The sequence below is a fragment of the Streptomyces sp. NPDC049040 genome, assembly GCF_043197715.1.
GTDB lineage: Bacteria > Actinomycetota > Actinomycetes > Streptomycetales > Streptomycetaceae > Actinacidiphila.
Genome location: NZ_JBICTO010000019.1, coordinates 36,765 through 57,586, shown reverse-complemented (window position 1 = coordinate 57,586; position 20,822 = coordinate 36,765). Strand labels below are relative to the sequence as shown.

22 protein-coding genes are annotated in these 20,822 nt (G+C 74.7%); 15 read left to right on the top strand and 7 right to left on the bottom strand.

Annotated elements, in window-relative coordinates; genetic code table 11:
* Positions 1-44: 44 nt before the first annotated feature.
* Both ACGFMP_RS31280 and ACGFMP_RS31275 read left to right on the top strand, forming a co-directional pair.
* Positions 45-476 carry a Fur family transcriptional regulator gene (locus ACGFMP_RS31280; protein WP_393676656.1) on the top strand — a complete coding sequence of 144 codons (432 nt, stop codon included), beginning with the start codon at positions 45-47 and terminating at the stop codon, positions 474-476.
* 118 nt (positions 477-594) lie between these two features.
* Complete coding sequence (locus ACGFMP_RS31275) at positions 595-1,563, top strand: YgfZ/GcvT domain-containing protein (RefSeq protein ID WP_393676654.1); 969 nt, start codon at positions 595-597, stop codon at positions 1,561-1,563.
* A 51-nt stretch (positions 1,564-1,614) separates the two neighbouring features.
* Here the strand turns inward: ACGFMP_RS31275 and dtd are convergent, their stop codons facing one another.
* Entirely contained in the window at positions 1,615-2,040 is a 426-nt protein-coding gene (dtd, locus tag ACGFMP_RS31270) for a D-aminoacyl-tRNA deacylase (RefSeq protein WP_393676652.1), read from the bottom strand.
* 327 nt (positions 2,041-2,367) lie between these two features.
* Here dtd and ACGFMP_RS31265 point away from each other — a divergent pair, with 327 nt between their 5' ends.
* Positions 2,368-2,949, top strand: a complete 582-nt coding sequence (locus ACGFMP_RS31265) for a hypothetical protein (RefSeq protein ID WP_393676651.1) — start codon at positions 2,368-2,370, stop codon at positions 2,947-2,949.
* Between the two features lie 80 nt (positions 2,950-3,029).
* Positions 3,030-4,286 (top strand): GNAT family N-acetyltransferase, encoded by a 1,257-nt coding sequence (locus tag ACGFMP_RS31260; protein ID WP_393676649.1) that lies wholly within the window; start codon positions 3,030-3,032, stop codon positions 4,284-4,286.
* A gap of 73 nt (positions 4,287-4,359) precedes the next feature.
* Here the strand turns inward: ACGFMP_RS31260 and ACGFMP_RS31255 are convergent, their stop codons facing one another.
* A complete protein-coding gene (locus ACGFMP_RS31255; RefSeq protein ID WP_393676647.1) occupies positions 4,360-4,530 on the bottom strand; it encodes a hypothetical protein in 171 nt (56 codons plus the stop codon).
* Positions 4,531-4,856: 326 nt separating this feature from the next.
* On the opposite strand from ACGFMP_RS31255, the gene ACGFMP_RS31250 reads away from it, so the two are divergent.
* The 5 genes from ACGFMP_RS31250 (at position 4,857) to ACGFMP_RS31230 (ending at position 9,691) form a co-directional block, all read left to right on the top strand.
* The gene (locus tag ACGFMP_RS31250) at positions 4,857-5,735 is read left to right on the top strand and encodes a GntR family transcriptional regulator (protein ID WP_393676645.1); all 879 of its coding nucleotides are present in this window, start codon (positions 4,857-4,859) and stop codon (positions 5,733-5,735) included.
* On the top strand, positions 5,732-6,454 hold the full coding sequence (locus tag ACGFMP_RS31245; RefSeq protein ID WP_393676643.1) for an HAD family hydrolase: 723 nt from the start codon (positions 5,732-5,734) through the stop codon (positions 6,452-6,454). The genes ACGFMP_RS31250 and ACGFMP_RS31245 overlap by 4 nt, the downstream gene beginning before the upstream one ends.
* Before the next feature lie 125 nt (positions 6,455-6,579).
* The gene (locus ACGFMP_RS31240) at positions 6,580-7,668 is read left to right on the top strand and encodes a phosphotransferase family protein (protein ID WP_393676641.1); all 1,089 of its coding nucleotides are present in this window, start codon (positions 6,580-6,582) and stop codon (positions 7,666-7,668) included.
* 58 nt (positions 7,669-7,726) lie between these two features.
* Entirely contained in the window at positions 7,727-8,554 is an 828-nt protein-coding gene (locus tag ACGFMP_RS31235) for a dihydrodipicolinate synthase family protein (protein ID WP_393676640.1), read from the top strand.
* A 93-nt stretch (positions 8,555-8,647) separates the two neighbouring features.
* Positions 8,648-9,691: an aspartate-semialdehyde dehydrogenase gene (locus ACGFMP_RS31230; protein WP_393676638.1), complete on the top strand. Its 1,044-nt coding sequence runs from the start codon at positions 8,648-8,650 to the stop codon at positions 9,689-9,691.
* Positions 9,692-9,918: 227 nt separating this feature from the next.
* Here ACGFMP_RS31230 and ACGFMP_RS31225 read toward each other — a convergent pair whose 3' ends face one another.
* Positions 9,919-11,214, bottom strand: coding sequence for a M14 family zinc carboxypeptidase (locus ACGFMP_RS31225; RefSeq protein ID WP_393676636.1), 1,296 nt, complete (start codon positions 11,212-11,214; stop codon positions 9,919-9,921).
* A gap of 209 nt (positions 11,215-11,423) precedes the next feature.
* On the opposite strand from ACGFMP_RS31225, the gene ACGFMP_RS31220 reads away from it, so the two are divergent.
* Entirely contained in the window at positions 11,424-12,581 is a 1,158-nt protein-coding gene (locus ACGFMP_RS31220; RefSeq protein WP_393676635.1) for a ThiF family adenylyltransferase, read from the top strand.
* Positions 12,582-12,600: 19 nt separating this feature from the next.
* Here the strand turns inward: ACGFMP_RS31220 and ACGFMP_RS31215 are convergent, their stop codons facing one another.
* On the bottom strand, positions 12,601-13,899 hold the full coding sequence (locus ACGFMP_RS31215; protein WP_393676633.1) for a M14 family zinc carboxypeptidase: 1,299 nt from the start codon (positions 13,897-13,899) through the stop codon (positions 12,601-12,603).
* A gap of 191 nt (positions 13,900-14,090) precedes the next feature.
* Positions 14,091-14,816: a flavin reductase family protein gene (locus ACGFMP_RS31210; RefSeq protein WP_393676632.1), complete on the bottom strand. Its 726-nt coding sequence runs from the start codon at positions 14,814-14,816 to the stop codon at positions 14,091-14,093.
* A gap of 372 nt (positions 14,817-15,188) precedes the next feature.
* On the opposite strand from ACGFMP_RS31210, the gene ACGFMP_RS31205 reads away from it, so the two are divergent.
* The 3 genes from ACGFMP_RS31205 to ACGFMP_RS31195 all read left to right on the top strand — a co-directional run bounded on the left by ACGFMP_RS31205 (position 15,189) and on the right by ACGFMP_RS31195 (position 16,683).
* Positions 15,189-16,070, top strand: a complete 882-nt coding sequence (locus ACGFMP_RS31205) for a sigma-70 family RNA polymerase sigma factor (RefSeq protein WP_393676630.1) — start codon at positions 15,189-15,191, stop codon at positions 16,068-16,070.
* A gap of 63 nt (positions 16,071-16,133) precedes the next feature.
* Entirely contained in the window at positions 16,134-16,394 is a 261-nt protein-coding gene (locus tag ACGFMP_RS31200; protein WP_393676628.1) for an AAA family ATPase, read from the top strand.
* The gene (locus ACGFMP_RS31195) at positions 16,357-16,683 is read left to right on the top strand and encodes a hypothetical protein (RefSeq protein WP_393676626.1); all 327 of its coding nucleotides are present in this window, start codon (positions 16,357-16,359) and stop codon (positions 16,681-16,683) included. Before ACGFMP_RS31200 ends, ACGFMP_RS31195 begins: the two co-directional genes overlap by 38 nt.
* 148 nt (positions 16,684-16,831) lie before the next feature.
* Here the strand turns inward: ACGFMP_RS31195 and ACGFMP_RS31190 are convergent, their stop codons facing one another.
* Entirely contained in the window at positions 16,832-17,611 is a 780-nt protein-coding gene (locus ACGFMP_RS31190) for an SDR family oxidoreductase (protein WP_393676625.1), read from the bottom strand.
* A 72-nt stretch (positions 17,612-17,683) separates the two neighbouring features.
* On the opposite strand from ACGFMP_RS31190, the gene ACGFMP_RS31185 reads away from it, so the two are divergent.
* Positions 17,684-18,553, top strand: a complete 870-nt coding sequence (locus ACGFMP_RS31185; protein ID WP_393676624.1) for a sigma-70 family RNA polymerase sigma factor — start codon at positions 17,684-17,686, stop codon at positions 18,551-18,553.
* A gap of 86 nt (positions 18,554-18,639) precedes the next feature.
* Positions 18,640-19,566: an aminoglycoside phosphotransferase family protein gene (locus ACGFMP_RS31180; protein ID WP_393676622.1), complete on the top strand. Its 927-nt coding sequence runs from the start codon at positions 18,640-18,642 to the stop codon at positions 19,564-19,566.
* Between the two features lie 18 nt (positions 19,567-19,584).
* On the opposite strand, the gene ACGFMP_RS31175 is transcribed toward ACGFMP_RS31180, so the two are convergent.
* Positions 19,585-20,403, bottom strand: coding sequence for a DUF5937 family protein (locus tag ACGFMP_RS31175; protein WP_393676620.1), 819 nt, complete (start codon positions 20,401-20,403; stop codon positions 19,585-19,587).
* Between the last annotated feature and the right edge of the window lie 419 nt (positions 20,404-20,822).

Here is a 20,822-nt window from a genome sequence, read left to right as displayed (position 1 = left end):
GCAGGCCAGGGCTGTCCGCGCGCGAGTCGACCTACACTGGCCGGGTGGTCACCACCGACTGGAAGACCGACCTGCGCAGGCGCGGCTACCGGCTGACGCCGCAGCGGCAGCTGGTGCTCGAGGCCGTCGACTGCCTGGAGCACGCGACGCCCGACGACATCCTGTGCGAGGTGCGCAAGACCGCCTCGGGGATCAACATCTCCACCGTCTACCGCACGCTGGAGCTGCTGGAGGAGCTGGACCTGGTCAGCCACGCCCACCTCGGGCACGGCGCGCCCACGTACCACCTGGCGGACCGGCACGACCACATGCACCTGGTGTGCCGGGACTGCGACGCGGTCACCGAGGCCGACGTGGAGCTGGCGGCACCGCTCAAGGAAGGGCTGCGGGCGGAGTTCGGCTTCGAGACCGACATGAAGCACTTCGCGATCTTCGGCCGCTGCCGGGACTGCGCGGCGAAGGCGGCCGGTTCCTGAGCCGCCCGTCCGCGAGCTGCATGTGCGCGAGCCGCCGGTCCGCGAGCGCGGGCCGGATGTGGGCGACCCCCGGCGGGCGGTCCGGTCATACGAGCGGCCTGGTCGTAGTCTTGACGACATGACCAAGAGCCCTTTGCTGTCGCTGCCCGGCGCTGTCCCCGCAGAAGGCCCTGACGAAGGGGTGGCCGCGCACTACGGCGACCTCTTCCGCGAGCAGCGCGCGCTCGCCGACGGCACCGGTTTCGTGGACCTCTCGCACCGCGGTGTGGTGACGGTCAGCGGAGCGGACCGGCTGGCGTGGCTGCACCTGCTGCTCACCCAGCACGTCGAGAACCTGCCTCCAGGGCAGGCCACCGAGGCGCTGGTGCTGTCCGCGCACGGCCATGTCGAGCACGCCCTCTACCTGGTCGACGACGGCGCCACCACCTGGATGCACGTCGAGCCCGGCACCCAGGGGCCGCTGCTCGCCTACCTGGAGAGCATGAAGTTCTTCTACCGGGTCGACACCGCCGACGCCTCCGAGCAGTACGCGGTCGTCCACCTGCCCGCCGGCTCCATCACCGAGGTGCCCGCGGAGTGGACGGTGCGGGAGACGCCGTACGGGCGTGAGGTCTTCGTGCCGCGCGACCGCCTCGAGGAGTTCGCCGCGCAGGCCGGGCCGCCGATCGGGGTGCTGGCGCACGAGGCGCTGCGGATCGAGGCGCACCGCCCGCGGCTGGGCCTGGAGACCGACCACCGCACCATCCCGCACGAGCTGGGCTGGCTGGAGACCGCGGTGCACCTGCAGAAGGGCTGCTACCGCGGCCAGGAGACCGTCGCCCGGGTGCACAACCTGGGCCGCCCGCCGCGCCGGCTGGTCTTCCTGCACCTGGACGGCAGCGAGGTGCGGCTGCCGGGCCACGGCGCCGAGCTGCGGGTCGCGTCCGAGGACGGCGAAGGCCGGGTCATCGGCACGGTCACCTCGTCGGCCCGGCACTGGGAGCTCGGCCCGATCGCGCTCGCGGTCGTCAAGCGCAACACCCCCGAGGACGCGACGCTGCTGGCCGAGGACACCCCGGCGACCCAGGAGACGGTCGTCGCACCCTGAGCGGCGGCTCCTTGCCGGGCTTCCGGCTCCTGGGCCCGCCGGGGAGGGCCCTCAGAGCTCCACGACGACGGTGAACGGCCCGTCGTTGGTGAGCGACACCTTCATGTCGGCGCCGAAGACCCCGGTCTCGACGGTCGCGCCCAGCTCACGCAGCCGGGCGACGACCTCGTCGACCAGCGGCTCGGCGATCTGGCCGGGCGCTGCGGCGTTCCAGGTGGGGCGGCGGCCCTTGCGGGCATCACCGTAAAGCGTGAACTGGCTGATCACCAGAAGCGGTGCCGCGATGTCGGAGCAGGACTGCTCGTCGGGCAGGATGCGCAGCGTCCACAGCTTGCGGGCCAGCGCCGCGGCCTTCTCCGGGGTGTCGTCGTGCGTCACCCCGATCAGGACGCACAGTCCCGGCCCGTCGATGGCGCCCACGGTCCGACCGTCGACAACGACCTTCGCCTCGCTCACCCGTTGGGCCACCGCACGCATGGGGTCATTGTGGCGTGCGCGGGGGCGCCGCCCGTACCCGGGTGGGGGCGGGCCGAACGAGGGGGCGCCGCCGGGGCGCGTACGGGACGGGGCGCGCGCCGGGTCGGCGGTCTCGCACAACTGTCGTGACGGCCGTTCGGGTGCAGACTCGCTGCGGGGTGCCGGTGGCAAGTGGCAGCATCGACGGCACGATCCCCGCCGCGGCCGCCCACTGCTGCGGGCGGGGGACGCCAGGCATGATCACATCCGGCGCTGGACAGGCTCCCGGCACCGCCGCCGCTCCACCGGCGGTGCCGTCCCCCGACGCCCACCAGGAAGGGCCACCGCATGCTCAAGGCCGACGCACCAGGGCCGTTCCGCCCGCCCGCACCCCGCGGACCGCTGGTGGACACCCCGGCAGCCGACCTGGGCGACCTCGACCTCCTCGCGCTGCGCACCCTGCGCAGGGAGGCGCAGCGCGAGGAGGCCGACCTGTCGTATCTGCGCCGGCTGCTGCACGGGCGGATCGACATCCTGCGGGCCGAGCTGAGCCGCAGGGCGGGCGCCGACAGCGCCCCCGGCACCCCGGGCGGCCCGGAGGCGCCGGTCCTCGACCGGCTCCCGGAGATCCTGGCCGACGGCCCGTCCCGGGTCCGCTCCTCCGCCCGGCACGTCACCCTCGGCACCCCGCTGGGCGAGCGGGTGCAGCGGCTCGCCGCCGACATGCTCGCCGAGGTGGAGCTGTCCGACCTCGACGCCCGCACCGACCCCGAGCTGCACGCCGCGATGGGCCGGCTGGCCAGGCACGAGCAGCAGGTCTCCGGCCGCAGGCAGCGCCTCCAGCAGACCGTCGACGGCTGCTCCGCCGAGATCACCCGGCGCTACCGCGAGGGCGAGGCGCACATCGACGACCTGCTGTCGGACGACTGACCGCCGCCCCCGGCGCGGCGCTGCCGGTTATCCGGGTTATCCGGGTGCGCGCGCGGCGGGCGGCTGCGTAACGTGCCGGCATGGGTCTTGAGATACGCACGATCGCCGAGTCCGAGGTCGCGGGCTGGGTGCAGGCGATGCACACCGGATTCCACCGGTCGCAGCTGATCAGCCCGGAGGAGGTCGCGCTCTCGCGACCCGGCTACGACCTGGACCGCACCCGCGGCGCCTTCGACGGGGACCGCTGCGTGGGCACCTTCCGCAGCATGGCGCGCGACCTGACGGTGCCGGGCGGCGGGTCGGTGCCCGCCTCCGCCGTCACCAATGTCACCGTGACCGCCACCCACCGCCGCCGCGGCCTGGCCACCCGCATGATGGCCGCCGACCTCGCGGCGGCGAAGGAGCGCGGCGAGGCCGTGTCGATCCTGATCGCCGCCGAATACCCGATCTACGGGCGGTACGGCTTCGGCCCGGCCACCTGGGTCACCGACTGGGAGATCGATGTGCCCAGGGCCGCGCTCGACAGCCGTCACGCGGGCCCCGACCCGGCCGACGGCACGATCGAACTGGTCACCGGGGCCGAGGTGCGGGCCGTCGGCCCCGCCCTGCACGAACGGGTCCGCACCACGACCGCGGGGGCCATCAGCCGCGACTCCCGCTGGTGGGACCGTGCCACCGGTGCCCTGGTGCTGCCCTCGTTCGGCTTCCAGGAGCCCTTCTTCGCGGTCTACCGCAATGCGGCGGGCGAGGTCGACGGCATGGCCGCGTACCGGGTCAACGACCCGCACTGGCCCGGCAAACTGCCCAACGCCGACGCCGAGGTGGTCGGGCACCTCGCCGCCACCCCGGCCGCGGAGGCGGCGCTGTGGCGCCACCTGCTCTCCCTGGACTGGGTGGTGCGGCTCAGGACGGACCACCGCCCGCCTGACGACATCCTCCCGCTGCTGCTCGGCGACCCCCGCGCCGCGCGCACCGAGGCCTACGCCGACTTCATGTGGCTGCGGCTGCTGGACATCCCGGCCGCCCTGTCCGCCCGCGGCTACGCCCCGGTGTCCGCCGACCTCGTCCTGGACGTCGGCGACCCGGGGGGCCTGGCCGGCGGCGTCTTCCGGCTGGAGACCGCGCCCGGCGCCGAGCCGCGCTGCACCCCCGCCCCTGGTACGGCGCCCGACCTGACGCTGGACGTCGCCACGCTGGCCCGGCTCTACCTCGGCGACGAGTCCGCGGCCCGCCTCGCCGCCCTCGGCCTGCTGGCCGAGCACCGCGCCGGCGCCACGACCACGCTCGACCACCTCTTCCACACCCCGCGCCGCCCGTGGTGCCCCGAGGTGTTCTGACGTGTCCTGAGGTGTGCTGAGGTGTCCTGAGCCGTGGGACGGCGGGGAGCCCCTGGGCCGCGGGCCCGGGGGCTCAGCGCTGTGCGAGGTAGGCCAGCGCGATCAGGATTCCGCCCGCGCACCACGCCTGCGAGCTGTGCGAGCGGCTCCGCAGGCCTATCCCGCAGAAGAGGAGTCCCGCTCCCATGACCGGGCCGTAGCGGTTCTCCAGCCCCTGTTGCAGCAGCCAGACCGTCAGATCCATGAACAACATCGCCCTCACCCCCTCCTGGGCGACCGATGCGGTTCTCCTCCACCTTGTGCGGCGACGCTACGTCCGCCACTTGTCGGCGCCTACCGGGTCACCCGCCCGTACCTGCTCGGCTTGGCTGCCGGCCCGCGGGTGCCGGCCGGCACCCGCACGACGCCGGGCGGGCACAGGACCGAGCCTGATCGGTCAAGTTCGCCAACTCCTGGTCAAATCCTCAAAGTTGATTGACGCCTGACAATCATGTTGTGCCACTTGGCGGAGATCGCAAAACGAATCTCAGTCAAGTCCCATAAGTTGACGGAGGGTTGTACGCTGTCGGCGTGAGCCTGCATGAGTCGGCTGTGAGCGGGAGTCCGCCTGACACGCCGTATCTGCGGATCGCCTGGGAGCTGCGGCAGGACATCGAGCAGGGCACCTTCGGCTCGGGGGACCAACTGCCCACCCAGGCGGCGCTGGTGCGGCGCTTCGACGTGTCCCGCGCCACCGTGCAGCGCGCCCTCGACGAGCTGCGGCGGGACGGCTGGATCGACTCCCAGCAGGGCCGCGGCTCCTACGTCCTGGACAGGTCGGCACCCCATTCGCAGCCAGGGCCCGCAGGGGTCGAGCTGACCGACCACGTCTACGCCGCCTTCCAGGCCGCCGACGTCAGGCTCGACTCCTTCTCGCTGACCGCGGAGACCCTCAACTCGGCGCTCCAGGAGCCGTTGCGCCGGGTCAGGATGGGCGAGCTGCGGCCGGACTCGATCGGCGTACGGCTGCTGCTCCCGTCCCCGGAGGCGCAGCTCGCGCTGCCCAGGGCGGTGCAGGACGCCGCCGACGAACGGCCCCTGCGCAGGCTCCGCAGGCTGACGATCAGCCAGGCGGACACCCTGCAGAGCGCGGTCGGTGCGCTGGCGGACCTCGGGCACGTGGCCGACGTGACGGTGGAGATCAGGACGGTCCCCCTCACCCCCATGCACAAGCTGTACCTGCTCAACGGCACCGACGCGCTGTTCGGCTACTACGAGGTGGTCCGGCGCAACGTCCCGTTCAGCCGGCGGGAGATCGAGATCTACGACGTCCTCGGTCTGGAGGCGACCCTCTTCCACCACTCCACCGCGGGCGAGGACGGCGCGGGCGCGGAATTCGTCCGCAGCTCGCAGCGCTGGTTCGAATCGCTCTGGTCAATGCTCGCCGAGCCGCTGAGACTCTTCGAGTGACCTCGCACCCGAGCCCAGGAACGACGACGGCCGACACGCTCAAGGAGCTGCTCGCCGCCGCCCACTGCGTCCTCTTCGACTTCGACGGCCCGCTCACCGCCGTGTTCGGCGGCCACAAGGCGACCGAGGTCGCGGCCGCGCTGACGGCCCGCATCGCGTCGTGGCCGCGGGCCCCGGAGGTGACCGACGGCTCCGACCCGATGCAGGTCCTGCTGGACGTGGCGTACGCGTTCGAAGGCTCGGAGCACGACCACAGGGTCGCGGAACTGGACAAGCTGCTCGCCGACCAGGAGGCCATCGCGATCACCTCGGCCAGGCCGACGCCGTACGCGGACTCGCTGGTGCGGCGGCTGGTGGCCCGCGGCAGGTCGGTCGCGGTGACGACCAACAACTCGGCGACGGCGGTCCTGGGCTATCTCGAACTGCGCGGCCTCGCGGTCTGCTTCGGGCCGCACGTGCACGGCAGGGCGGCCGACCCCCGGCTGATGAAGCCGCACCCGTCGTGCGTGCAGGAGGCGATACGCAGCACGGCGGCCGCCCCCGGGCGCTGCCTGATGATCGGCGACTCCCCGCGCGACTACGAGGCCGCGTCGGCGGCCGGCGTCGCCTTCCTCGGATACGCGAGGAACACCAGGAAGCAGCGGCGGCTGGCCGAAGCCGGCGTCGTCCACATGGTCGACTCGCTGGCACCGCTGTTCGAGGCGGCGGCCGCCGTCTAGCGCGCAGCGCCGTACGGCGTCCCGGCGGACCCGCCGCGGCCGCCGTGGCGGGACTACGCTCCACTCCACGCGGCGGCGCGGCGGATGTGGCCGTCAGGTACTTCACCACGCAGTCGAGGGGTTCGGTGACCAGGGGAGTCGCAGCACACACCGCCCCGGTGGGGGCGGACCGGCTGGAGGGTCCGCTCAAGGGCTACCACCACCAGACGTTCGCCGTGCGCCTGGATCCGGGCTCGCCCCTGGCCAGGGAGTTCAACTGGCTCAAGCTCCGCGAGCCGAGGCCCGGGGTCTTCTGGTACGACATGCGGTACTTCCCTTCGGAAGACCTGCTGATGCGCCGGCTGCAGGGCCGGCTGCCGCGTGTCCCGAGGGTGGTCCGCTACCCGGCAAGGGACGGCGTGCTGACCTTCGCCGAGTTCATCGAGGGCGTCACCCTCGACCGGCTGCCCGCCGCCGCGGTGCGGGTGCCCGATCGCCTGCTGCGCCAGGTCGAGGAGCTGTTCGCCGCGATGGCCGCGGTCGACACGGGACCGCTGATCCCGGAAGGCCGCGCGGACTGCGACTGCCCGGCCGGCGCGGCACCCCCCGGTGACCGCGATGCGGCCGGCTTCCTGCACGAGCTGCTGCACTTCACCGTGGTGCACATCTACCTGCCGCACCGGAAGCGGCTGGGCGGGCTGTTCGAGGACCTGGGCGTGAGCGACGGGACGCTGACCGGCCTGCCGGACCGGGCGCCGGGGCTCACCGCCCGCGAGCCCCGCCTGCTGCACGGCGACCTCCACCGCAGGAACCTGGTGGTCGACCGGTGGGGGGCGCTGTGGACCATCGACTGGGAGCTGGCGCTGATCGGCGACCCGCTCTACGACCTGGCCACCCATCTGCACCTGATGGACTACCTGCCCGACCAGGAGCTCGACATGGTCCGCCGCTGGCGGCGGGCCGTCGGCGAGGCGGCGGCCCGCGGCCTGGAGGCGGACCTGCCGCACTACCGCGACTTCAAGCGCGTCCAGTCGGTGTGCACCGACGTCATCCGCGGGGCCGCGCGGCTGGCCGAGGCGCCCGGCCGGGCGCAGCTGCGGCGGGCGGCGACCGCCGTGCACCGGGCGCTGGTCGCGGCACGCGAGCCGCTGGGGATGGAGAAGGTGCTGCCGGCGGTCGCGGTCGAGGCGGCGTTCGAGGCGTGGCTGGCATCCCATGGATGCAGAGTTTCTTAACGATTTACGGTGCGATATTTAAATGGACCTACCGTGTCTGGTCGATGAGACTCGGTCCATGACGCCAGCCCTCCACGTACCGCTCATCACCCCCTTCACCGCCGCGGGCGACATCGCCTACGACGCGCTGGAAGACCTCGCGGGTGAGGTGCTGGCCGCAGGGGCGCAGGGCCTGGTGGCGCTCGGCACGACCGGGGAACCCGAGAGCCTCGATGACGCCGAACGGGGCCGGGTGGTGGAGGTGGTCGGGCGGGTGTGCCGGGCGGCCGGGGCACGGTTCGTGGTCGGGGTGGGAGACGGGCGGCGCGGTCTCGGCGCGTGGACGGCGGCCCCCGACGCGGCCATGGCGACCGTGCCGGCCTTCGTACGGCCGGGTGAGGCCGGGGTCGTCGCGCACTTCACCGCGCTCGCCGCGCGCAGCCCCGTACCCCTGCTCGTCTACCACGTCCCCTACCGCACGGGACAGCCGCTGACCGCCCGCGCACTGCGGGAAGTCGCCGCGATCCCCGGCGTCATCGGCGTGAAGTACGCGGTCGGCGGCATCGACGCCGAGACCGTCGACCTGCTCGGCGACCGCCCTGACGGCTTCGACGTGCTCGCGGGCGACGACGTCTTCGCCCCCGCCCTGCTCGCCCTCGGCGCGACCGGCGTCATCGCCGCCTCCGCCCACCTCGACACCGCGCAATGGGCCGAGCTCACCGCCACCGGCGACCGGGCACTCGGCCACCGGCTGGCCGCACGGGCCGCCGCGCTCTTCCGCGAGCCGAACCCGACTGTGATCAAAGCCGCACTCCACGCCGCCGGCCGCATCCCCACCCCGGACGTACGGCTGCCGCTGCTGCCGGCCGGCCCGGGGGCGCTGGCCGCCGTGCGTCTCGGCACCTGAAACCATTCGCCGCCCGCCCACCGCTGCGGTGATACTCGAACGGGCGGGCACACCCAGCGCCACGGACAGGCGCGACCAGATCGGAGAGACCGCATGAGGATCGGAATCGTCGGAGCGACCGGGCAGGTCGGCGGAGTCGTACGCAAGGTACTGGCGGAACGCGACTTCCCGGTGACGGAGCTGCGGCTCTTCGCGTCCGCGCGGTCCGCAGGGCGCACCCTCCCGTGGGCCGGCGCACCCGGCGGCGAGGTCACCGTCGAGGACGCGGGCACCGCCGACTACACCGGCCTCGACATCGTGATCTTCTCGGCCGGCGGCGCCACCAGCCGCGCCCTCGCGGAGAAGGTCGCGGGCCAGGGCGCCGTCGTGATCGACAACTCCTCCGCCTGGCGGCGGGACCCCGACGTGCCGCTCGTCGTCTCCGAGGTCAACCCGCACGCGCTGGCCGACCGCCCCAAGGGCATCATCGCCAACCCGAACTGCACCACCATGGCCGCGATGCCGGTGCTGCGCCCGCTGCACGACGAAGCCGGCCTGGTGTCGATGGTCGCCACCACCTACCAGGCCGTGTCCGGCTCCGGCCTGTCCGGCGTGGCGGAACTGCACGGCCAGGCCCGCGAGGTCGTCGCCACCGCCGACCGCCTCACCTTCGACGGCGACGCCGTCGCCTTCCCCGCGCCCGGCGTCTACGCCCGCCCCATCGCCTTCAACGTGCTCCCGCTCGCCGGGTCCATCGTCGACGACGGCAGCTTCGAGACCGACGAAGAGCAGAAGCTGCGGCAAGAGACCCGCAAGATCCTGGAGATCCCCGCGCTCAAGGTGTCCGGTACGTGCGTGCGCGTGCCCGTCTTCACCGGGCACTCCCTGCAGATCAACGCCAGGTTCGCGCGCGGGCTCAGCGTCGAGCGGGCGTACGAATTGCTGGCGCAGGCGCCGGGGGTCGAGATCTCGGAGATCCCCACTCCGCTGCAGGCGGCCGGCGGGGACGTGTCCTACGTGGGCCGCATCCGCCGCGACGAGACCGTCGACAACGGGCTGGCCCTCTTCGTGTCCGGCGACAACCTTCGCAAGGGCGCTGCGCTGAACGCCGTCCAGCTCGCGGAGCTCGTCGCGGCCGAGCTGGCCGCCACCGCCTGACCTGCGGTCCGCTTGGCGTGCCCCCCTTGCGGTGGGGTGTCTTCGTGCGGCGCGGCGGTGGCTTGTCGCGCAGTTCCTCGCGCCCCTGAGGGGTGCCCTTGGGGGAGAGGGCAACCATCAGGGGCGCGGGGAACGGCGCGGGCAACCGGCCACCGGGCGGTGGTCCGGGTGCGACAGCAAGAACCCCTTTGGGGCGGCAAACGGCACCCCAGGGGCGGCCGGGGGCGTCAGGGGCCGGGGGACAGGAGGCGGAAGGCGGCGAGGACGGCCTCGGTCTGGAGGTCGACCTGGGTCGGTACGGGCAGCCAGGTCAGCCCGTGCCCCGCAGCCAGCTCGGCCGCCCAACGGCCAAGGCGGCGTTCACCCGATCGGCGTATCCGGACGGCCTCGGGCCCGGCGGAGTCGCCGAGCACCTGGAGCAGCGTCCCCGCCGTACGCAGGGACATCCGGCGGGCGGCGATGTCCAGCGCGGCCACGTGCGCCCGCGACAACCGCACCGGCGACGCGTGCAGCCCTTCCCACTCCTCCGCCACCCGCGGGCCCATCGCGGCGACCCCGTCCGCGATGCGCAGCAGCCGCGCCTCGTTGGCGTCGGGCCGCGGCACCGCCTGCCGCACCTCGGCCAGCATCGTGCGCGTCAGCCCCGTCTGGTGCCGCAGCAGCACCGCGAGGTCGGCGAGGGCGCGGGCCGGGTCGGGGTGCGGGCTGGAGTCCGAGACGCCGGGGCTGGCCCACATGGGCACCTCGAACAGCGCGGTCATCCCGCCGTGAGCGTGCGGCCGTATCCAGGTGGACCGGCTGACGTCCTCGGGCAGGCTGTCGAACTGGCTGCGCTCGCCGGGTTCCGGCATGAGGTAGACGCCGGGTCCTGAGGCCCGCCAGTAGAGGGCGTCGTAGGTGCCGGTCTGCACCGGCACGTCCCGCTCGGCGGACAGTTTGCCGAGCTCCTCCGAGAGCCCCGGCAGGTCCCGGGTGAGCTGGACCCAGCTGCCGCCGATGTCGTTGCCGTGCAGTGAGCACTGCAGCACCGGGCGCAGCTCGTCGATGAGGGCGACCAGTGCCTCGGACTCGGGGAGCTGGTCGTCGGGCGGCCGGATCGAGGGCGCCCATTCGGGCTGCTCGTCGGCGGGCGGCCGGTAGGCGTGCCGGAAGTGCTCTGCGGGGGTGCGGCGGACCGCGGGGCCCGACTCGCTGCGCGAGGTGCCGTCAGGGTCGAGGCACAGCAGGAAGTGCCATGCGGAGCCGGAGCCGACGTGGAGCTGCGGGTCGAGCGCGACGCGCTCGGCGATGCGCAGCGCGCTGGCCCCGCCGACCCGCTCGTCGGAGTGGGGTCCCGCGACGACCAGGACGTTGCGCACCCGGGGCCGGTCGAGGCCGACGGTGAGCAGATGCAGCGGGCGGCCTTCCCGCGACCGGCCTATCACCCGCAGGGTGCACAGGCCCGGCCTGAACCGGACGAACGCGGAGGCCGCTGCGACGACCCCCGCGACGCCCGGATACGCATCGACCGTGGAATGGCTCACGTCCCGTTGGAATTGCTGTCGCCGGTGGTCTCCTTCTTGTCCAGCCGCCTGATGACGATGGTGCTCGCCATGCTGACTCCCCTCTCCTGTCCAAGTCGGTTACTGCGCACGGGAGTTGACTCTTCACCCCGGGTGACTCCCATGCCTTGTCAGAGTCCGGCGGCACGGCGACAGTGTCAAGGAGGGCGACGGGGGAAGGGGCGGGCCGGATGACGGCACTGACGGAGGCGGAAGCCGGCGGCACGGGCGCGGAGTCAGGGCGGCCGCGGATCAAACCGGAACACAGGGCGTATCGCACGGTGGACGGCAATGTGCGGATCGGCAGCGTCATCTACGGCATCGGCGCCGAGGTCGCCGACCCGGACGGCTGGATCTGGACGCTCACCGAGTGCATGGACGGCACCCGCAGCGGTGCGCGGATCGCCGCGGAGGTCGCCGCGCGGCACCCGGCCGCCGTGCGGCCGGAGACGGTCGGGGCGGCCATCGAGGAGCTGCGGCAGGCCGGCTTCGTGGAGGACGCGGCGGCCCCGCTGCCGCCGGGTCTCGCCGAGCGCGACCCGTTGCGGCACGCCCGCGGGGTGGCGCTGCTGCGCTGGATGGACCTCAGCCCGCGCGCCAGCCCCTGGCAGGCCCAGCTGCGATTACGCCACGCCAGCGCGCTGGTCCTCGGCGTGGGCGGCACGGGCGGGGCCGCCGCGCAGATCCTCACCGCGGCGGGTGTGGGGCGGCTGCACGTGGTGGACCCCGACACCGTCGAACTGTCCAATCTCAACCGCCAGTTGCTCTACGGCGAGGCCGACATCGGGCACCCCAAGGCCGACGCGGCGGTGGCCGCGCTCCGCGCCCTCAACTCCGACGCGGAGATCACCGGCGAGCGCCGGGAGATCCGCGGCCAAGACGGTCTCGCGGCGCTGATCGCCGAAGGCCCGCCCTACGACCTGCTGGTGCTCGGCGCGGACCGCCCGCCGGAGATCCGCCGCTGGGCGAACCGGGCCTGCCTGGCGGCGAACCTGCCCTGGGTGGAGGGCGGTTACCGCGGCCCCCTGGTCACCGCGGGCGTCCACGTCCCCGGCTCAGGTGCGTGCTGGGAGTGCCAGCGGGCGGGCGAGTCGGAACGCCGCGACCTGCGCCTCGCACCGGGCCAGGACGAGGCCGCCGCGTCCCCCCGGATGCCGTGGAACCCGGCCAGCGCGGTGACCGCGACCCTCTCCGGCACCCTGGTCGCCCACGCGGCCCTCGCCCTGCTCACCGGAGTCCCCCCGATGGCCCCCGGCTTCCGCTACGGCGTCAACCTCATGTCGCTGGGCGACCCCGTCCTCCAGCGCCACCCCCGCCGCCCCGGCTGCCCCGCGTGCGCCTCCCGGTAGGGCGGCGGACGGGCAGGGGCTACGAGAGCCGGTCCACCGCGGCCAGCACCGTCCTGGCCTGGAGCTCCACCTGGTCGTACACCGGCACCCACCGCGCGTCCAGCACCGAGACGAGTTCCCGAGCCCCGGCGTCGAGCCGCCGTTCGAGCCGGTTGCGCAGCCGCCCCGGCTCTGCGGCCGGGTCCTCGCCGAACGGCTGCTCGTCCAGCAGTCGCAACAGCATCCCTGCCACCCGCAGCGGTATCCGCCGCGAGGCGATGTCGAGCGCGGCGACATGTGCCATCGTCAGCGGCACCGGCGAGTCGACCGCGAGGGCGTCGTAGTCCGCGGCGAGGGCCGCGAACGCGCCGACCGCGTGCTCCACCCCGCGCAGCAGCAGGGCGCCGCCGCCGTCCGCGGTGCCGTGCCGCCCGATGACCGGCAGCGCGCGCTCCAGCGTCGCGGTGAGCGCGGCACCGTCCTTGCGCAGCCGCGCGGCCATCACGCCGACCGCGTGCGAGGGTTCCGGGTGCGGCGCGGGGTCGGCGACCCGCCGGGTGGCCCACATGGGCACCTCGACCAGCGCGGTCAGGCCGCCGTGCCGGTGCGGGCGGCACCAGGTGGAGCCGTTGGCGTTCTCCGGCTCGCTGGCGAACCGCTCCCGCCGGCCGCCGGGCGGCAGCACGTACACGCCGGGTCCCGAGCCCTGCCAGAAGAGCGCGTCGTAGGTGCCGGTCTGCACGGGGATGTCGAGTTCGGCCGCGTACTTCCCGAACGGCTCGGCCAGGCCCGGGATGTCGGAGGTCAGCTGCACCCAACTGCCGCCGACGTCGGTGCCGTGCAGCGAGCACTGGAGGAAGGGCCGCAGCTCGTCGATGACCGCCAGCAGCGCGTAGGTCTCGGGGAGTTCGTCGCCCGGGGCGCGGAAGGACCCCGCCCACTCGGGCTGTTCGCTGACCGCCGGCCGGTAGGTGTGCCGGAAGTGCACCGCGGGCGGCCGGGGTCCCGCCGGGCCGGTCTCGTTGAGCGCGGTGCCGTCAGGGTCGAGGCAGAGCAGGAAGTCCCAGGTCAGATCGGCGTCGGCCTGCCGCCGGCGGTCGGCGACCGCCTGCTCGGCCAGCCACAGCACCGTGCCGCCGCCGGCCTGCTCGTCCGGGTGCGGCCCGGCGACCACCAGCACGTGCCGCCTGCCGTGCCCCACCGACAGCAGCCACAACGGGCGCCCGGTCCTGGACTCCCCGGCCAGCCGCATCCTGACGAGGTCGGGGTGCCGGGCGCTGAGCACGCGGGCCGCCGCCGCGACACCGGACACGGTCGGATACGCGTCTGGCCCGCGCATGACGGCTCCTCCTCGGCTGGGCGGCTCTTCAGCTGTTCGACGGTGGTGCCGTTCGCGTCCCTGTGACGCCTGTTCGGCGTCCGTGCCGTGCCCGTCCCGACACCACTGCCACGCGGGTGGGCCGCGGGCACGGCGGAACCGACAGTGCGCCCCCGCGGGGACCGCGGGCGCGCCTGCTCAGACTCTGCGGGTCACTGCCGGGTGTCAAGGGCGCCCCGGCCGGCCCCGGCCACCCGGGACCGCTCGATGTCCGGCCCGCGGTACATCCGCTCGGGGATCCGCGCGAGCGTCGACTCGTGCACCCGCGGGCCGAGCCCGTACAGCTGCTGGAAGCTCATGATCAGCGGGCGCCAGCGGTCCGGGTCGATGCGGTCGCCGCTGCCCGCGAGCCGGATCTCCTCGTGCACCAGCACCCGCTGGATCCGCACCTCGAAGACGATGATGCCGCCGCGCTGCGCCGGGTCGTCGTCGGCCAGCGGGTGGGTGGCCTCGACCACGGCCTCCATCGCCACCGGGCACTCCGCGGCCCGCGGCGGCCCGACGGTCTCCGACGCCACCGCCGTCAGCCCGGCCCGGCCGAACTTGTCCCCCTCGTGGCGGTAGCCGCGCTCCGCCTTGCCGCCGGGTACGGGGTTGCGCCCCGTGGTCAGCGCCAGCCGGTCCACCGCGGCGGCCAGCCCGTCGTCGGGCAGGTTCAGCACGCACTCCCGCTCCCGCAGCAGATTCCGGGCCGTCTGCGACCGGGCCCCGAGCCCGAGCATGCAGCGCCATCCCAGCCAGAAGGCCGACGACATGGGCGCCAGGTTCGCCGTCCCGTCCTCGTTGGCGGTGGACAGCAGGACGACGGGCGTGCCGAAGTAGAGGATGCCGGGCTCGATGCGGGTGTGGTCGATCACCGCGGTGTTCTGTGAGGTCATGAGCCCAGCCTGCCCCGCGCGCGGGCCCCGGGCTGGCGGTTTTCGGACGGTGCGTCCCGCGCCCCCTGCGCCGCCCGCCGGCCCGCTCGGGCCGCCGCCGTGGTGTGGTGCGCGGGGCTGACCAGGGCCTCGAAGGCACGGGTTCCGGCCAGTTCGCGGGACCTGCGCCCGCGCTGCCGGAACCGCCCGACCACCGGGACACGTGCGCGCGACGGACGATCCCACGCATGATCCGCTCCCCGGTGGCGCCGCGGGTCCCGTCGACCCGCTCCTCACCTCCGTGCCGGACGGGACCGCCCGCACCCGACACGGTCACCTTCGCGACTTCCGCTCCGTCGTAAGGTCGGCGGACCGCGACGAGCGAAGGTGATCATGGACGAGCACGACGGCCTCGACCTGCTGGCGCAGCGGTTCGAGGCGGAACGGCGGCGGCTGACCGCCCTCGCCCACCGGATGCTCGGTTCCGCGGCCGAGGCCGAGGACGCCGTCCAGGAGGCCTGGCTGCGGCTCGCCCGGGCGGACGCGGCCGGCGTCGGCAACCTCGCGGCCTGGCTCACCACGGTGGTCTCCCGGCTCTGCCTCGACGCCCTGCGCGGCAGGGCCGCCCGCCGCGAGGACCCGGTCGGCGAGCACCCGCCCGATGTCGTACTGGACGGGGACGGGCCGCAGGAGGAGGCGCTGCTCACCGAGTCGGTGGGGCGCGCGCTGCTGGTGGTCCTGGACACGCTCGGGCCGGACGAGCGGGTCGCGTTCGTCCTGCACGACAGCTTCGCCGTGCCCTTCGACCGCATCGGGCCCGTCGTCGGGCGCACGCCGAGCGCGGCGAAGAAGCTGGCCAGCAGGGCGCGGGCCAAGGTGCACGGCACGCCGGCTGCGGGCGTGGAGGCGGCGCGGGCGCACCGGGCGGTCGTCGAGGCCTTCCTGGCCGCCGCCCGCGGCGGGGACATCGCAGAACTGCTCGCCGTCCTCGCGCCCGACGTGGTCAGGCGGGCCGACCCCGCGACGCTCCCCGAGGGGTCCGCGGCGCTGGTGAGGGGCGCCCGCGCGGTCGCGCAGGAGACGTCCCTCCTGAGCAGCCGGGCCCGTTACGCCGCCCCCGTGCTCCTCGACGGCGCCGTCGGCATCGTCGTGGCCCCCCGCGGCAGGCTCGCCCTGGCCCTGACGGTCCAGGTCACCGGCGCCCGCATCTCGTCGTACGAGGTGATCGCCTCCCCGGCCCGCCTCCGGGCGATGCGGGTGGCGCTGGCGCCGTGAGCCCCGGGGGACGCCGGCACACTGCCGTCGGCCGGGCGGCGGACCGCGGGCGTACTGCCCCTCGTGGACAGCCCCGCGTACCTCGTCGTGTCCGGCCTGCCCGGCAGCGGCAAGAGCACCCTGGCCCGTGACCTGGCCGCGCGGCTCGGGCTCGCGGTGATCGACAAGGACGTCATCCTGGAGTCGCTGTACGAGTCGCTCGGCGTCGGTCCGGAGCCCTGGCGCCACCGGCTCAGCCGGGCCGCCGACGACGTCCTCTTCGCGCAGGCCGCGCTGACGCCCCGCGGTGCTGGACGACTGGTGGCACCACGGCACCGCCCCTGACCGCCTGCACCGGCTGCGCGGGACGGCCGGCGGCCGCCTCGTCCAGGTCCACTGCGACTGCGAAGTCGCCGTCGCCGCCCGCCGCTTCGAGGCCCGCAGGCGCCACCCCGGGCACCTGGACGCGGTGCACACCCCGGAGCAGGTCGCGGAACGCGTCGCCGCGGTCCGGGCGTCCCACCCCGGCCCACTCGACCTCGAAGGGCCGCTGCTGAGGGTCGACACGGGCGGCGGCGCCCCCGTCGACACCCGGGCGCTCGCCGCCGAGGCCGCCGCGCTGCTCGACGGCTGAGGGCCGTCCCAGGACGCGGCGGCAGGACCGGCACGCGGCATCCGACCCCGCGGCGCGCCCGCGCCGGGCCGTCCTGGTGCGGGCTGCCGGGCCGGGTCCCCCGCTCGGCGCCCGGCGGGGAAGGGGAGGACGGGACCGCCCCGGGGCCTCACCCCACGCGTTCCGCGAGGAAGTCCTCCCAGGTCCTGGTGCCGGTGTCGGCGCCTTCCAGGGTGAGGTTGGCCCCGGTGCGGTAGGCGCGGCCGGTCCTGCCGGGGAAGGGGCAGGGCAGCAGGGGGCGGCGCTTCGCGTGGGCGGTGAGGTAGGTGCGCAGCAGGTCCGCCATCGGGTAGACGGTGGGTCCCGCGAGGTCGGGCACCCGGCCCGCGGGCTCGCCGAGGGCCAGTTCCGTGATGCGCGCGGCGACGTCGCGGACGTCGACCGGCTGGAGGCGCAGGCCGGTGGGGACCGGGACGACCGGGAGCTTCGTCATGCCCTTGGCCATCGTGAGGGCCAGGTCGTGGAATTGGGCGGCGCGCAGGATCGTCCACGGCAGGCCGGAGCCGGTGACCGCGCGCTCGGCGGCGAGCTTGGTCCGCAGGAAGCCGAGCGGCACCGTGTCGGCGCCGATGACCGAGATGAGGACCAGGTGCCGCACATCCGCGGCGACGGCGGCGCGCACCAGGTTGCGGGTCGCCTCGTCGTCGCCCTTGTTGCTGCCGGCCAGGTGCACCACCGTGTGGACGCCTGCGACGGCTGCCGCGGTGCCGGTGTCAGCGAGCAGGTCGCCGGTCACGTGTTCCACGCCGTCGTCGGCCGACTCGCGGCGGTGCCTGCTGAGCACCCGCACGGTACGGCCCGCGTCGCGCAGCATCGGCAGGACGTGGCGGCCCAGGGTGCCGGTGCCGCCGGTGAGGAGGAGGGGCGGGTTCTGTGTCATGGGGGTCATGGGGTGCTCCTTGGATTCGCTCGGTGAGGGCGCGTTATTTTGGTGACCCGCGGCGGAAGAGGAACGTGACCGATGGACGACGACGCGGCTCTGGCCTGGCGTTTCGAGGAGCAGCGGCCCCGGTTGAGGTCGGTGGCTTACCGCATGCTCGGCTCGGTGGGGGAGGCCGACGACGCCGTGCAGGAGGCCTGGCTGCGGCTGAGCCGGGCCGGCGCCGAAGGGATCGAGAACCTGCCCGCGTGGCTGACGACGGTGGTCGGCCGGCTGTGCCTGAACATGCTGCGGGCGCGCGACAACCGGCGTGAGGACCCGCTCGACGGCGCCGTGCCCGAGCCCGAGGACGTCGCCGACCCGGAGCGGGAGGCGGTGCTCGCCGAGTCGGTGGGCCTGGCGATGCTGGTGGTGCTGGACACGCTGGCGCCCGCGGAACGCGTCGCTTTCGTGCTGCACGACATGTTCGCCGTGCCCTTCGACGAGATCGGGACGCTCATCGAGCGCACGCCGATCGCCGCCCGCCAGCTCGCCAGCCGGGCCAGGCGCCGGGTCAAGGGCGCCCCGGCGGCCGCGGGGGACACGGCACTGACCGGGCAGCGGCGGCTGGTCGAGGCCTTCCTCGCGGCCTCACGCGGCGGCGACCTCGATGCCCTGGTGGCGGTGCTCGACCCGGACATGGTGCTGCACGCCGACCGCTCCGCGGGCCCGACACCCGAGCCGATCGACGTCCGCGGCAACCGGCGGATCGCCCAGGGCGCGATGCTGGCGTCCGGCCGTATCCCGTTCACCGAACCGGCCCTGGTCAACGGCCGCGTGGGCCTGGTCATGGCACCCTACGGGCGGCTCCGGCTGGTCCTGGCCTTCACCTTCGCCGGCGGCCTGATCACCGGGATCGACGTCGTCGCCGACCAGGACCGGCTGCGGGACGTGACGATCGAGGTGCTGTAGGAGTCGCGCGCAGGTCACGGGAGCACACGGGCGGGGCCGGGCGTAACCCGGTTGCGGGCCGCGGGGGCCGTGGCGATCATCCCTGGGTGACGTCACATGAGGGTGAGGACGGCCGCGCGGGTATCGACGCGGCCCTGGTGCAGCGGCTGATAGCGGCCCAGTTCCCGCAGTGGCGGGGGCTGCCGGTGCGGCCGGTCGCGGTCGACGGGTGGGACAACCGCACCTACCGGCTCGGCCGCGACATGACCGTACGGCTGCCGACGGCGGCCGGTTACGTGCCCGCGGTCGAGAAGGAGAACACCTGGCTGCCGGTGCTCGCGCCGCACCTGCCGGTCCCGGTGCCGCCGGTGCTGGCGAAGGGCGAACCGGGCGAGGGCTACCCCCATCCCTGGTCGGTGCGCGGCTGGCTGGCCGGCGAGACCGCGTCGGTGCCCGGCCGGATCGGCGACCTCACCGGCTTCGCCGTCGCACTCGGCGAATTCCTGCTGGCGCTCCAGGCCGTCGACCCGGCGGGCGGCCCGGCTGCGGGCGCGCACAGCTTCCAGCGGGGGGCGCCGCCCGCCTTCTACGACGGCGAGACGCGGGCCGCGCTGGACACACTGGGCGGCCTGGTCGACACCGCACGGGCGACGGCGGTCTGGGACGCGGCGCTGGCGGCCGGCTTCACGGGCCCGCCGGTGTGGTTCCACGGCGACATCGCGGGCGGCAACCTGCTGGTCGAGGGCGGCCGGCTGGCCGCCGTCATCGACTTCGGCACCTCGGGTGTCGGCGACCCCGCCTGCGACCTGGTGATCGCCTTCACCCTCTTCTCGGGGGAGAGCCGGGACGCCTTCCGCCGCACGGTCGCCAAGGACGGGGGGATGTGGGCGCGGGCGCGCGGCTGGGCGCTGTGGAAGGCGCTGATCAGCATGGCGCAGTTCCGCGCCACCGATCCGGCGCTCGCGGCCGAGCACGGCCGGGTGATCCACGAGGTGCTGGCCGACCACGCTGCGGCCGCGGCACCCGTCATCTGACCCCGGGGCCGGCGCGGGTCAGGGCGCCTCGCCGCGGGCGGCGAGGGTGTCGCCCAGGCCGGTGCGGCGGTAGCGCATCTCGTGGCGGTGCCGGGTCGCGCTGACCAGGCCGGTGTCCCGCAGCACGGACAGGTGCTCCGAGACCGTCGCGGGCGCGAGGCCGTGGCGGTGGGCCAGCCAGCCGGTGGTGGCGGGTTCCGTCAGCCCGGTCAGCAGCCGGGCCCGGGTCCTGCCGATCAACCGGGCCAGCGCGGCGTTCCCCGCCCTCGTACCTGCGGCCGGCTGCCACAGGTTGCCGATGCCGCGGGCCGGATAGATCAGGGTGGGCTGCCAGGGCGCGTCCAGGACGACCACCACCTGGTCCCACTTGAAGGCGCTCGGCATCAGCACCAGGCCCTCGCCGTGCAGGTCGCGGTGGTCGTCGCCGCCGTGCTCCCGGGTCAGGACGCCGTCGTGCCAGCGCACCGAGGGGTGCAGTTCGGCGAAGAGCCGGTCGAGGCCGCCGTCGGCGAGCCGCCGGGCCTGGTAGGCGACGTCCGTTTCGAGCAGCGCCCTGGTCCTCGGCCAGTACGGCTCGACCAGGGCCTGCCACGCGGCCGCCACCAGGTCCGACAGCAGCGCCACGGTGTCGGCCGGATCGCCGTCGAGCAGCAGCCGGCCGGTGGCGGTGGCCGCCGCGCCGGGCGTCTCGGCGAGCGACCTGGCGATCTCCGCGCGGGCCTGCCGCGGGGGCGTTGCGGCGATCCGCGCGAGGTCGTCGGCGAAGGAGTCGACCGCCCCCTGCGGGGGCGGCGCCAGGAAGTCGGGGGTGTAGCCGCGGCGGGGCTGGAGCAGCACGAGCGGCCGCAGGTCGAGGGCCCCGAGCCGCGGCTGTACGTCGGCGAGCCAGCGCCGGTGGTGCCCTGGCGGCTGCGGGCCGGTCGCGACGCGGACCGCGGCGAGCGTCTCGAAGGCCGGGGAGTAGGCGAACCGGCACCGCAGCAGGTCGGCGGGGCCGAAGCGGAGCGTGCTGATGGCGTGGCCTCCTGGGCGGTGCGGTGCCGCGGGACGCCCGGGGTCGCGTCCGCGGGAGGCCGCGTCCGGGTTCCGCGGTGCCGGGGTGGGGCGTGGCGGGCGGGCGGCAGGGGCGCGGCGCGGGTGGCGGCGGCGCCCTCACCGTACCGCGGTGATTCGGCGAGAACCGAATCACTGGTGCGCCTCGCGAGCCCGCTCGCAGGATGGCGGACGTCGCCGGGACACCGGCAGGCACCGGCACA